This window comes from Halomonas sp. I1, from assembly GCF_032334135.1.
In the GTDB taxonomy this organism is placed as follows: domain Bacteria; phylum Pseudomonadota; class Gammaproteobacteria; order Pseudomonadales; family Halomonadaceae; genus Halomonas.
On record NZ_JAVXUS010000003.1, the window covers coordinates 95974 to 107905 of the forward strand.

The following is an 11932-nucleotide window of genomic DNA, read 5'->3' on the forward strand; positions in this document are numbered from 1 at the left end:
GTCAGGCGGCGTCGAGCGCCAAAGGCATCTGAAGCTGGTCTCGCCAGTACTCGACTTCGGCGACCATTGGCGGCTTCTTCCAGCGGTGCCGGGCAAGTTCACGCCCAGCGTTGCTTCCGCGCTCGTTTTGCTCTTCAAGTCGCTCTTCGGCGATTTCGAGCTGTCGCCAGGCGTCAGGCCCGCTGCGCAACAGGGTATCGATCTGCATGTCGCACCAGACTGCGAACCTGTCGTCGAGCCAGCGCGCGAAGTGCACTGCCAGCTTCGGATGAATCCAGGTACCTTGCTGCTTGCCGCCGCGGCGAGAATCGACCAGACCGAAGTGGGATTTTCCCACTTCGCTGACCTCGCCTATCGCGCCGGCGAGCGCCTCCATATAGCTCAACGTGGTTGGGAGCCGAAGCCATTCGACCGGCCGCTTACCGAACCGCTTGGCGATGTCAGTGGCATTGATCCAGCCGTCGGCGCTGAACCGAACGGGCTGGCCTTGATAGGGGAAGGGGATGATGTTGCTCATCGCGATTACCTCATGAGAAAGAGCCCCGGTCGCCCAGAATCAACGGCCCCACAGAGAACAACCGCTGTTCTCCCGAGACCCTTTCTGATGAGGCTCTGTGGTGATTGCGCCTGGCGTGGCGCATAAAGAAAAGCCCCGGCGGATGCCAGGGCTTGGTGGTGCTAGGTGCTGTGCTCAACAGCGGTAGGGTATGGACACGTTCACGCGGTACCAGCCATCGAGCTCGCCGAAGTCCTCCGGCGTATAAGCCAGCGTGTCGATGTCGCCGATGGACTGGTAGGCCATGTGGTTGCCGATCCGGGTGGCAATGTCATAGGCCGCGCCCCATCCTTTCTCGCGCAGGGCGTAAATCTGGAAGATCGCCAACCCCTGCATCCGGGGGTATGGGTCGCTACCCACCTCTGCCGTCAGCGTTTCGCCAGGATTGACGACCATCCGCAGCCAATTACCTTGATGATCTGCTACAGGGCAATTCGGTATCTCCAGCGGCTCAGGCCCCGGCCAGGCACGGGCATGCTCCACCAGGCCAGCCACCAGCTCCTGATAGTTCATGATGATCCCAGCTCCTTGATGGTGTTGAACGCCCCAGCATAGGTGCCGGCGGTATTCGGGTTGGGGTGGCCGGCCTCGACGTACTTGCCGTAGGGCGTCCGATTCACGATGTGGAACGAGTCGCCCGGCTTGAGCGCTGCCATGGCCCGCCTGGCGTCCGCCAGCGTGGTGCTGCCGGTCACGTCGCGCTTGTTCGGGTCGTAGCTCTCGTCGGGCGTATTGACCGAAAAGTTCGTGTTCGCGCGCAGCCGCGTGGTGTCGCGGGCGATGTTGTAAGTCACCGCCCTGGACGCCTGCTCGCAAAGCTCGCGGAACAGCACCATAGTGTCGTCCTCGACCTGGTGCGCGAACTCAGTCGGGGGCATACTCCATCCGCCTTTGGCCATCAGTTAATCCTCAGATGCACGGAATAGGTCGCCTGTAGCGGGTCGGGTTCCACGCTCACCACGCGAGCCTGGCTGCCGTTGTCGAGCGTCACGGTGTCGTCGACCTGCGGCATTTCGCCGACAGCGCTTGCCAGCATGCCGACCTTGATGTCGGCGCTATCGAGGTCGAGTGACTGGATCTCGGAAAACGTGAACGTCTCGCGCCAGTAGCTTCCGCTATAGGTCAGCGTGGCTGGCTCATAGGTTCCGGTTCCAGGGTTGTATTCTCCGCCGCCTGGCAGCGTGCGCTCGGCTGTAAAGGCGAAGTAAGCCTGACCCAGCTCATCATCATTGGCGAACGCTTCAGCGAGATCCGCCTGCAGCACTTCACGGGTACCCATAGCCATGCCCCACGGTGATGCCCATCGGGATAGTGCGATACGCCTCGATCAGCGCCAGAGCGAACTGCACGCGCTCCGGCAGAGCGGCATGCTTGCCGAATGCATCGGATACGTCGGAGAAACGCTTTTCGCTCTCGGCGCTGCCGGCCTTGACGCGCTTCTGCGTCATGACGCCTTGCGTCTTGGTGGCGTACAGGCTGCCATCCGCCGCCGCCGCCGACAGCTCAGCCCCGGCAGTGATGATCTCGCTGGGCACCGGGGCGGGTAGCTGGATGCGTTGCGCCGACAGGTAGGCATTGGCCATGCCCACAAAACGCTCTTTTTCACTCTCGGACGCCCAGTCAGTGCCGAGCTTTTCGTCGACGTCTGTGACGGTCACGTATTGCGTCATGACAGCCTCGGAATCAGGGAGGCCCCGCAGGGCCTCGGGTTACTCGGCCGCTTTCTGTTGCGGCTGCTCAGCCTTCTCGGCAGGCTTTTCGGATTTGGCGCGGCCATCGATCTTGGCCAGTACGCCTCGCTTCACCAGTCGGGCCAACCCCGGCGCCTTGTCATCGACCTCAAGGGTCTGCTTCGGGGCGGCGAACTGACCGCCTACGCTGACGACGCCCAGGCTTTCGTTACGGTACTTGGCCATGATCAAACCCCCACGGCTTTGGTGAGCGACAGCGGACGGTAGACCGCCACACCGGAGCACTTGGCGATGCAGTCGATCACCATCTCGAGGTTGCGCTTCTCGGCAGGAAGCTGCTCGAACGGGCGCGGGATCTCGATGGACAGGTTGTCGACGTCGCGCTCGTACATCACGGCGGTGGACTCGTTGCCGTTCGCCCCGGTCGGCTCCAGCTCGGTCGAAGCGATGATGCTGACGTTCGGGTAGAGCGACTGGAAGCGCGCCATCACGCTTTCCCAGTTGCCGCCCTCGTTGACGTTCTTGCGCATCAGCGCAGAGCGACGGGTCGGGGCCAGTGCCAGGGTGTTGGGCGTGTGGTAGTCGTAGGACTGGATCTGCACGGCGTCGTACATGGCCAGCAGGTCGTCGAGGATCTGTTGCCCAGTAGTGCCGGAATCAGTCCACGCACCGTTGACGGCGGTCTCGCCGATGTTCGGGTGGTTGGTGAACCCGTAAAAGCCGTGAGCCTCGTCGCCGACCAGGGCCACCTTGTTGGTGAGCTGGTCGATAGCGCGACGCGCGGTGCGACCCTTACGCTCGGGCAGGTTGGTGCCCATGGCATTGGCCAGACGCATCTCGTCCAGGCTGTAGCCATAAGAGTCACCCATGCTCTTGAGCTTGAGCGTCTTCTCGGTGCCGGTCACATCCACGCGCGGCAGATCGTCGGCATAGTTCGAGATGAACTTGGCCATGCCAACTTCGTCGTACTCGCGGTACGTGAACGACTCGGCCCACTCAGGCACCTCGGTGGACACCGGCACCATCTCGAGACCGGTCAGGCTCGGGGTGATGGTCTCGTAGATGCGAGACTTCACATAGTCGAGCTGACGAGCCAGGAAAAGGCCTTCGTCCTCTCGCACGACGCCCAGTCGGTCGCCGGCATCCATTACCGCCGACAGGTCGGCAGCGTCATAGTTCATGTGCTGTTTCATGGTCAGCGATCCTTATTAAGAGAAGGGGTGGGCCAGCTCGACGCAGGCGAGGCGGGTGCCATCGCTCATCACTTCGAGCCCGGATCGGAATACGGCGTTGGTCACGGCAGTGCCGGCGTCAGCGTCCTGCACCTTGCCAGCGGCATCGGTCTCGACAGCGCCGCCATCCGTGACGGTGCCGGCTTCAGTCACCACGCACCAGGCCAGGCCGCGCGTCAGAACGGAAACGTCGTCGTGCTGCGCGTAGGCGTCGATCTTGGTGTGGGTGTGCAGGGCGATACCGGCAAGGCGGGTGCCGGCCCCCTCGACTACGGCGCCATTGGCGTCCACGCCAACTACGTGCCCGAAGTTCACGGCGGCGGCGGCCGGGAACGATTCAACGCGGTCGAAGCCGGCATCGGCCTTCAGGCCCGCGCGGGCCTTATCCATTTCATAGATCATTGGTCATCCTCCACTTTCTCGCCGCGCATGCGGGCGGCCATGCGTTCACGGGCATCGGCAGCACCGCCGCTGGATTTGGGCTGAGCGCCATCGGCGCGCGGGGTGGCGGCCTTCCGCTGGTCCGCGGCGTCATCCCGGCGCTTGCCGGCGTCGGCCACAGCCAGGTCATAGGCGGCATCAACGTAGGCGTCGGCCTTGTCGGACAGGTCGGCACCGTCACCGCGGATGGCCTGGATAACGCCTTCCTTGATTTCGCGGTCCTTGGAATCTTGCTTGACCTCGACCTTGTGCTCTTTGGCCTGAGCCTCGAGCTCCAGCCGAGTGCGAGCCTGGGTCACAGCGTCCTGCTTGATCTGCTCGACCTTGCCCTCGGCGTCGGTTTTTGCTTGCTCGGCAGCATCGGCGCGGGCCTTCTCTTGCTCGAGCTTGGTATTGGTATCGTCGAGATCGGCGCGGGCCTGCTTGTAGGCCTGGCCTACCTCGGGCGCGGCGTCATACTCGATGCCGTTGTCGAGACGCACTTTGTCCATAGTCGGATCACCTTCATCGTCGTCGGTTGGTGTTGCGGCATCGGCCGCGTCGAGGTTGAGGCGGGCATTACCGGCCCGGCCTGTAGGAACAACCGCAAGATGGTTCACGCGGATGTTCGTCTGAATGGCGTCGTAGCGCTCGCCGTTGTACTCGCCGGGCTCCTCGATCAGATCGACCTTGTAGCCCACTGAAAGCTCTTTCCATCCGTCCTGCTTAATGACGCGCGGATCGTGGATGACGATGTCGCCAGACACGTCGTCGCCATCCTGCCGGCCTCCGCTGGTCACCGTGCCGATCTGGTGCTTCTTCACGGTGGCCGCCGTGACCTCGCCGTGATGACCCTTGGTGATCGGCTTGTTGCGGTAGGACTGCAGGCTGTCCTGAGCGAAGACGTCATCGGCACGGCGTAGCTCACGGCGAATGCCGCCCTTGCCATCCCTATACGTAAAAACGCCCGTGCGAGTCAGCACAGGCGAGTCTTCGAGATACCCGTCCTCGGTGAACCGGGCTTTGATCGGCGCCCGGTCGTAGCGATAAACACTCATTGCAATGTCACCTCGTCTCGGGGCGGCCATTTCGGGGAGGCCCAACAGCGACAGTGGATAGGCTGGCCGGGGTGGCCATCCCGGGGCGGCTTCGACCACTTGAAGGCTTCGCGCTCCCGCCGCCGGTGATGAGCACGCTCACGCCAGTCCAAGACGCCGCGCCAGTAGTATTCGTCGATGCCGATGGCCTGCTGTCGATACTTCGTGATCTGCGCGTTCAATTTCGAAATCTGGTCGTTCGCGATCAGTTGCGCCCGGTTGACCGGCTTGTCATAGGTCGCCCGGATGGTGTCGCGCAGATCGGTGGCCGATTGGCCCTCGTTGATCGCGCGGATGATCACGCCCTGCAGGTCATCGACATATCGCTCGGGGATGGACCGGATCAGCTTGAGGTTTTCCAGCTCCCAAGCCCGCATCAGCTTATCGAGGTCAGGCTCGGCCTTGCTGTAGGGCTCGCCGTAGACACGGCGGACCAGTTTCACGAACTGGCGCAGGTTGAAGCGGCTGACGCGCTCGCCGAACTCGGTCACGCCGACATCAGAGGCTGACGCCGGCCCAGCCATACCCTCGAAGACCTGCTGGGCACGGCGACCGAGGAGCGCAGCCAGGACAGTGCCGAGGATCTCGTTCAGCCGGTCGGCCCAAGTACCCTCGTTCTCTTCCTCGCTCTCACCCAGGGCATCGCCGCGCATGCCAGCCATCTCGACCAGACGCGGCACCTCCGGCATCATCAGCTCGTTGACGGCGCGCTGGCACCGGCGGGCGTACTGCTTGAGGGTCTTCGTGTACTCGCGCTCGATAGCCTCGGGATGCGCCCATTTCGGCTCAGCCATCGCTTAGCGCCTCCAGGCCGTACATCCCTTCGCGCTCCATGTGGTCGCGCAGCTCTCGCTCGCTCACCGAGCCTGTCTCAAAGTCGACCTTACGAGCCTCGGCCTCATCACGCGCTGCCTTGGCGTTGTTTGCGCGAATTTCGGCCTGCTCTTTCTCAGTCGGCGTCCACAGGCTGGGCCAGCGGATCGACCAATCGGATGGCGCGCTGACACCTGACTGCCGGGTGATGGCATCGACAAGCCGCTCAAGCGCCGGCTGCGCTCGGGTTTTCTGGATGCCTTCGGCCAGGTCGTAGAGGTTGCTGGTGTCGTTCTCGCCGGTGTTGTTGAGACCGCCGGCAGACTGCATGAACAGCGACGTGACCGGGATGCCTGAGTCGGCGGACACGGCCACCTGGAACTCGGCGATTAGGTCTTTGATGCCGGTCAGATTGAGGTCGTAAACCTGGTAGTCGTCCTCAGCATCCACGGCCACACCGTTCATGAGGCTGCGCACCTCGTCCACCAGGTCGACGCGCTGGCGAACCAGCTTCTCTTGGCCGTTCTGGATCAAGGTGGCCAGGCCACTCATCTTGTGCACGGCCTGCTGCTTGCGCTTGAGCACCTCGAGAGCCAGCGTGAGCGCACGCTCGTAGCGATTGATCGTGTGGTAGGCAGCATCAGCGGACGGACGGCCCGCCCAGGGCACCGACTTTCCGACCTTGAGCCGGGCCGGCAGGGGCTCTCCAGGCACCGGCAGCAGCCTGGACTCGTGCACCACGAAATAGCCAGCACCGGAACTGTTACCAGTGATCAACGGACGGACATGGTAGGTTTCAGGCTGACCGTAGGTCGGGAGCTGCGGGTCGTCATAGTAGCTGCCCGGGGCTACCGATAGCTGGCTGTACTCGACCACCCGAATCTCGGTGATGGTGCCGACGCTCTCGGGCAGAGGCTCGTCCAGCGTGCCGGTGTCGGTCAGCAGCATCAGTGCCGCGGCGCCGTCCAGGCTCGACCACCGGATGGCGTCGGCCAGAACGCCCATGACGTCGAGCCGATCCAGCTCACCCATGATGCTCCGCTTGTCGTCGCCCTTGATCTCCACGCCCCGCGACACCGCCATGTCGGCCGGAATGTCGATCACCCGAGCCGCGATACCGCCTCGGGCGTACATAGTCGCCGGATCGGTAGGCGCAACCTGGCGGCGGCGATCACCCAGCATTGCCGAGCGATAGCCGTCCTCGTGATATGTCGGCATGGTGTCTCCTAACTGGCCATGGCGGCGAAACGCTGGCGGTAATTGTTGCCGCCGATCATCGGCTGCAGGGCGTAGCGGGATGCGTCGATGTAGTGGTTGTGCGCATCGACGATCTTGGTCAACACGTCACCGGTGAGTCGGTCCACCTTGTAGCTGTACAGCCGGGCTTCCTTGAGGAATTCGGTGCAGCGCGGATGGATGACGATCTCCTGGTAGCTGCGCAGGTGGGCGATACCGTCCTCGACGCTGCCGCTCCACTTCTCGACCGGCTCAACAAACGGGAGATTGTTGCGCTTGCCGTCGCCATCGGAGCGGACGTGATTGATCGTCTCAGGGCGTGCCGAGTCGGCCCGGGCTGTGTGTTTCTCTATGCCAGGGATACGGTCGATCAGGAACTTGGCGATATCGTCGTTCTCGAGCCCGACCTTGCCGGCCTCGTGCTCGATCCAGAGCCGGCGGTCGTATACCCAGCACTTGATGCCGGTCGTCGGGTCTTGGGAAAAGCCCCAGTCGATACCGTAGTAAGGGCCATCCCAGTCCTTCCCGGGATCGAACTCAGCCACCCGGTACTTGCCAGCGAGAATCTGCGCGTCGCTGTTCTCGCGGTAGGCGCCGTCCCAGATCCAGGCGTAGGTCTGGTCGTCGAGAGTCTCGCGGTCGTTGAGCCGCTCCTGGTCGAGCACATCGGGGAACCACGGATTGTCCGTGTAATTCAGCTCGACGATCTTGGCGCCGGCTGGCGTGTTCTTGCGGAAGCGGGTATCGGTCGGGCTGCCGTCGAGCTCAGGGTTCCAGGTCACCCAGACCTCGGAGCCTTCCTCGCGGACCGTCGGCAGCAGCTTCTGCCAGGCAATCTCGCTGACGTTCTCCGCCTCATCGACCCAGGCCAGCAGGATGCGGGCCTTGGACTTGATGCTGTCCAGGTTGTGGCGCAGGCCGGCGAAGGTGTACCAGACGAGCCGGTTCTTGGTGCGGATGTACTTCTCGCCGATGTCGAAATAGGCGTTGAGCCACGGCACCGAGCGGATCGCCTGCTTGACCTCCTCCATCGAGGAGTCTTCCAGGCTGTTCATGTATTCCCGGCCGCACAGCACGACACCAGACTGGCCGGCCTCAGCGAGCACGTAGGCCCGCACAGCTGACATCAAGGCAAAGGTGCGCGTCTTGGCGCTGCCCCGTCCGCCGTATGCCCCTCGATAGCGGATGCTCTCGCCTGGCCTGTCCGTGAATACCGGTATCAGCTTCGGCGGTAGCTCAAGCGTCGCTGTCGTCATTGGGCGCTACTAGCTGGATGGTCGTTGGCTTCGGCGTCATGCTGCCGTCTTCGCTGGAGTGATCATGCCGCTCTCGCCATGCCTGAACATCGACGTGCTTGCCGAGCATCTCCAGGTTCTTCACCTTGTCCGGCCACTTGATCTTCTTCAGCAGGCCGATCTGTTCGCGCTCCTCGCCCTGGCCATCCCAGAGTTCGGCCACATCCAGACCTGATAGCGTGCGGCGCCATGACTGGGGCCACTCCCTGACAGGCAAGATGCTGCCGTCGTCAGCCAGGATGTCGGCCACGTCCATCTGATCGATCTCGACCAGGCGATGGAGTACGTAATCGGCATCGATCCTGGTGCGTTCCGAGCGATGTGCTTTACGCTGCTCAATGGCATCCGTGATGTTAGGTTTTGACAGGTTCTGCGCACCTGTCTGACGCGCCGTCCTCTCGCTGTACCCGGCCCGGATGGCGGCCTGCGTCGCGTTCAGATCGACGAGATACTCGTCCACGAACCGAGACTGCCGAGGGGTCAGCTCGACAGCCCCTTTGGCAGCCTTCTTCGTCATATCGTCTCTTTCCTCTCACTCGCATTGATGAGCGCCCGCTCGGGCTGTGTTGAGACTGTCGTGGGACAGATGGGGCGCTCAGCGATACGTTGTATAGGGGTTGTAATGTTTCGGCGTCTCTGACGGCACCAATCAGCGAATCCTTGCGATCCTGTACAAGGCCTGTATCAATAATCGCTTCCAGGTTGGTCGGGTTCGTTGCTGTCGGTGCAGTCGTTACGATGGTCCGTGGCCTTCGGGCAACGCTTGTTCCCGCAGTCAGGGCAGAGCGTCATCGCGCAGTACGTGTGAACCATCCTGCCGGGCGGCATCTTGCGCAGCCATTCGTCCTGGCAGCGCCGGCAATGGCAGATACGCCCACCGGATGCCAGGCTCCCGCTAGCGTCGTAGTAATCCGCCGGCCTTGGCTTGCCTGATTCGGAGTGCTGGCCCACGAAGTTCTGGAAAAGCTCCATCATCCCCTCCAATTCAGCAGCAGGCCCGCAACGAACACCGCGATCAGCGCCCAGGCATAGACCCGAGCGCTGGCGTTGCGGATGCTTTGCCTCACAGCGCCTGTTTTACCTTGGCGCCAATCGAGCCAAGGATTGCTGCGCCGGCACTGGCGACCTCAATCGGGATCTCGACGCCGGCGAATGTCGAGAGCGCCCAGGACAGGACGACCGGCAGGCCTACGCCCAGGCCATCGGCGTTCTGGCGTGCGCCATCGGCGAAACGAGAGCGCTTTTTTAGCGGTGCCACACCTACGGTGGGCTGGTTGGGATCAGTATTCGCTTGATCTGTCATATCATCGTCCTTCGAGCCGGGAGACTCGGTTATCTAGATCGTCGATCCGGCTATTCAGTTGGTCGCGGTAGATCCGGGCATCATGGTTCGTCATGTACTGGCTATCCGCGTCTCTTAGGTCGTTTCGCAACTGCTCGGTCATCGTGATGAGCTGGGAGATGCGCTCGTCCTGGCGGGCCGTGGTCTCAATGAGCTTGAGCGTGGTGATGCCCTGCCAGGCGATGAGGCCGGCGACCAGCGTAAGGAGCAAAGTCTGGAGATGGCGCTCGAATATCGGTTTGGCTCGCACTTGAGTATCGGGATTTGAATTCGTCATCCCGCCTCCTTGGTGGGCCTGCGTACAATAATCATGGGTGTCGCTCGCGGCACTCTTGTGGTCCCGTCGAGCCAATCAGGGGGCGATCAGCCGGGAGTTCTTGGGTTGCTGGCCTTCGATCAGCATGTTCTGGACCTTGGTGCTCGCCTCATCCTTGGTGATCTTTCCGTCGCCGTTCGCATCCAGGCCGGCGTTCTGCCGGTAGGCGATGCCGCTGGAGAACAACACGCTGCCTCCCGGCTCACCGACGTATTTCGGGAGCAGGATGGCCATGTACATGTCGGGCAGCGTGCGGATGCGGCGGTGGTACGGCTGGAAGTAGTCCTGCACGTAATCGAGCTGGCGAGTCGGCGTCATCTCAGCCAGTTGCTCGGTCGTGGTACCGAGCCCTCGGGCCGTGGCCGGCATGAACTGGATCAGGCCGGTCGCGCCGGAGCCGGCCGCATTGCGAATCGAGGGGCTGAACGTCCGCCCACTCTCGAAAGCGATACAGGCCATCACATGCCCCGCCTGGTCCATCGACCAGCCGAAGTCGTCACACATCTCGATGACACGCTCTGCGAACGCATCATCAACATGAGCCGCCCACGCGAGACGGATGGCGCCATGCGGGATGGCGGCAACGTGATCGAGCCACTGCATAGACGCTCCGGGCAGATACGAAAACGCCCGCGTGCCGAATGGGCAGCGGGCGGGAGATAGGGCAGAACGAGAGACGCCCCAACCGGGAAGTTGAGGCGCTGGAATGAGGTTGACGCGACCCTGTGAACGAAGTTCGCGCCATTATGGGGAATGTACCTCAATATCTCCTTATGTGCAACCTGTTAGCTCGCCTTCTGCCACTCCCGCATGTCCGCCACGCAGCGCTCTATGACATCCTGCCCTGCCGCGTCCTGCTCATAGATCGCATCCAGCAACATCTTCCAGACATCACCCCAATTCTGCCCCCAGTTCTTGGCCTCGATGGGCTGGCCCAGACGGGCGCGAATGTGCTTCTGCACCTTCCAAGGCCTGTCGAGCGCGCGCCCCTCGGGATTGCCCTTGCTGTCCAGCGCCTCGGGGATCGCGTGTAGCTCGACCCAGGCCCGTTCCATGGCTGCCAGCGCCACGTAGTAGAGCATGCGCTGCTTCTCTGGCTTCCAGCGGGGATAGCCCGGCATTCGTCTACCGACCATCTGAGCGGCGGACAGAGCGCCGAGTGACTGGGCTTGCTCCAGCGCCCGGGCATTGAGGACGCCCCGCGCATTGAGCGCGTCACCAACCGCCTTGGCCGGAATCGGCAACGCCTCGATGCAGTGCAGGACGCGGCCATACTCCACCCCGACGGCAGCGCCCTGCCCGCCTCGGACCGAGGTATCGACCATCACTCCAAGCTCTTGCTGCTCGCGTGTCACCTCGGATTGGCTGCGCAGACCGTCGTCGCGTGCCAGCGCCCATGCCTGTCGCGGGTCGTTAGTCACCATTCGCCATCTCCTCCGCTATCCGTTTCGCCTCGTCCGCTTTCCGATACCACCCGACGGTCTCGTTTCCATCGCTTAGCTGGTACATGGCCTCGCCCTGGCTGACCCACTTCGCGATGCGGAACCGTCCGTCCTCGGAGCGAATGCAGACGCTTGAAACCTTGAGCCACTTCACTCGAACACCTCCATTGCCCAGCCACCGCCAGCCTTCTTGGGCCTCGCCTGGACGGCGACGAAGCGGAACGGGAACAGCTCGGCAGCCATCTTGATCTTCACCCGGGCGTCGTCGTGCCAGCGCCCTTTCACCTCCCGGATCTCGATCAGCCCGTCTGCCCGCATGACGGCGAAGTCCGGTGTGTAGAACGTTTTGTCCGCCAGCCGGAATTTCAGCCCTTCAAAGCTGTACCAAAGGATCTCGCCAGCCTGCTTTTCCAGCTCAAGCTGGGCGGCATAGGCCGCCTCGGTGCGGTTCATCTTGCCGGCCTTCATTCGGCCCAGGGCGAGGTCGTGCAT

18 protein-coding genes are annotated in these 11932 nt (G+C 62.8%); all 18 read right to left on the reverse strand.

The genetic code is table 11. The features are described from left to right. Position 1: 1 nt before the first annotated feature. Positions 2–517, reverse strand: coding sequence for a KilA-N domain-containing protein (locus tag RSO41_RS05910; protein ID WP_315618148.1), 516 nt, complete (start codon positions 515–517; stop codon positions 2–4). A 174-nt stretch (positions 518–691) separates the two neighbouring features. Beyond that, positions 692–1069 carry a phage tail terminator-like protein gene (locus RSO41_RS05915; protein WP_315618149.1) on the reverse strand — a complete coding sequence of 126 codons (378 nt, stop codon included), beginning with the start codon at positions 1067–1069 and terminating at the stop codon, positions 692–694. Then, the gene (locus tag RSO41_RS05920) at positions 1066–1455 is read right to left on the reverse strand and encodes a hypothetical protein (RefSeq protein WP_315618150.1); all 390 of its coding nucleotides are present in this window, start codon (positions 1453–1455) and stop codon (positions 1066–1068) included. The genes RSO41_RS05915 and RSO41_RS05920 overlap by 4 nt, the downstream gene beginning before the upstream one ends. Next, positions 1455–1835 carry a hypothetical protein gene (locus RSO41_RS05925; protein ID WP_315618151.1) on the reverse strand — a complete coding sequence of 127 codons (381 nt, stop codon included), beginning with the start codon at positions 1833–1835 and terminating at the stop codon, positions 1455–1457. Before RSO41_RS05925 ends, RSO41_RS05920 begins: the two co-directional genes overlap by 1 nt. Next, positions 1822–2226: a hypothetical protein gene (locus RSO41_RS05930; RefSeq protein WP_315618152.1), complete on the reverse strand. Its 405-nt coding sequence runs from the start codon at positions 2224–2226 to the stop codon at positions 1822–1824. Before RSO41_RS05930 ends, RSO41_RS05925 begins: the two co-directional genes overlap by 14 nt. Before the next feature lie 39 nt (positions 2227–2265). Then, entirely contained in the window at positions 2266–2472 is a 207-nt protein-coding gene (locus tag RSO41_RS05935; RefSeq protein ID WP_315618153.1) for a hypothetical protein, read from the reverse strand. Positions 2473–2474: 2 nt separating this feature from the next. Beyond that, entirely contained in the window at positions 2475–3440 is a 966-nt protein-coding gene (locus RSO41_RS05940; RefSeq protein ID WP_315618154.1) for a DUF2184 domain-containing protein, read from the reverse strand. A 15-nt stretch (positions 3441–3455) separates the two neighbouring features. Next, positions 3456–3881 carry a hypothetical protein gene (locus tag RSO41_RS05945; RefSeq protein ID WP_315618155.1) on the reverse strand — a complete coding sequence of 142 codons (426 nt, stop codon included), beginning with the start codon at positions 3879–3881 and terminating at the stop codon, positions 3456–3458. Beyond that, positions 3878–4957, reverse strand: a complete 1080-nt coding sequence (locus RSO41_RS05950; protein ID WP_315618156.1) for a DUF2213 domain-containing protein — start codon at positions 4955–4957, stop codon at positions 3878–3880. Before RSO41_RS05950 ends, RSO41_RS05945 begins: the two co-directional genes overlap by 4 nt. Then, a complete protein-coding gene (locus tag RSO41_RS05955) occupies positions 4954–5790 on the reverse strand; it encodes a phage minor head protein (protein WP_315618157.1) in 837 nt (278 codons plus the stop codon). The genes RSO41_RS05950 and RSO41_RS05955 overlap by 4 nt, the downstream gene beginning before the upstream one ends. After that, a complete protein-coding gene (locus tag RSO41_RS05960; RefSeq protein WP_315618158.1) occupies positions 5783–7027 on the reverse strand; it encodes a DUF1073 domain-containing protein in 1245 nt (414 codons plus the stop codon). The genes RSO41_RS05955 and RSO41_RS05960 overlap by 8 nt, the downstream gene beginning before the upstream one ends. Before the next feature lie 8 nt (positions 7028–7035). After that, positions 7036–8301 (reverse strand): PBSX family phage terminase large subunit, encoded by a 1266-nt coding sequence (locus tag RSO41_RS05965; protein ID WP_315618159.1) that lies wholly within the window; start codon positions 8299–8301, stop codon positions 7036–7038. Then, on the reverse strand, positions 8282–8857 hold the full coding sequence (locus RSO41_RS05970) for a terminase small subunit (protein WP_315618160.1): 576 nt from the start codon (positions 8855–8857) through the stop codon (positions 8282–8284). The genes RSO41_RS05965 and RSO41_RS05970 overlap by 20 nt, the downstream gene beginning before the upstream one ends. Before the next feature lie 546 nt (positions 8858–9403). Next, the gene (locus RSO41_RS05975) at positions 9404–9643 is read right to left on the reverse strand and encodes a hypothetical protein (protein ID WP_315618161.1); all 240 of its coding nucleotides are present in this window, start codon (positions 9641–9643) and stop codon (positions 9404–9406) included. A 1-nt stretch (position 9644) separates the two neighbouring features. Then, on the reverse strand, positions 9645–9959 hold the full coding sequence (locus RSO41_RS05980; RefSeq protein WP_315618162.1) for a hypothetical protein: 315 nt from the start codon (positions 9957–9959) through the stop codon (positions 9645–9647). A gap of 75 nt (positions 9960–10034) precedes the next feature. Further along, the gene (locus tag RSO41_RS05985; protein ID WP_315618163.1) at positions 10035–10601 is read right to left on the reverse strand and encodes a hypothetical protein; all 567 of its coding nucleotides are present in this window, start codon (positions 10599–10601) and stop codon (positions 10035–10037) included. 182 nt (positions 10602–10783) lie between these two features. After that, positions 10784–11422: a hypothetical protein gene (locus tag RSO41_RS05990; protein WP_315618164.1), complete on the reverse strand. Its 639-nt coding sequence runs from the start codon at positions 11420–11422 to the stop codon at positions 10784–10786. 168 nt (positions 11423–11590) lie between these two features. Next, positions 11591–11932, reverse strand: a complete 342-nt coding sequence (locus RSO41_RS05995; protein WP_315618165.1) for a hypothetical protein — start codon at positions 11930–11932, stop codon at positions 11591–11593.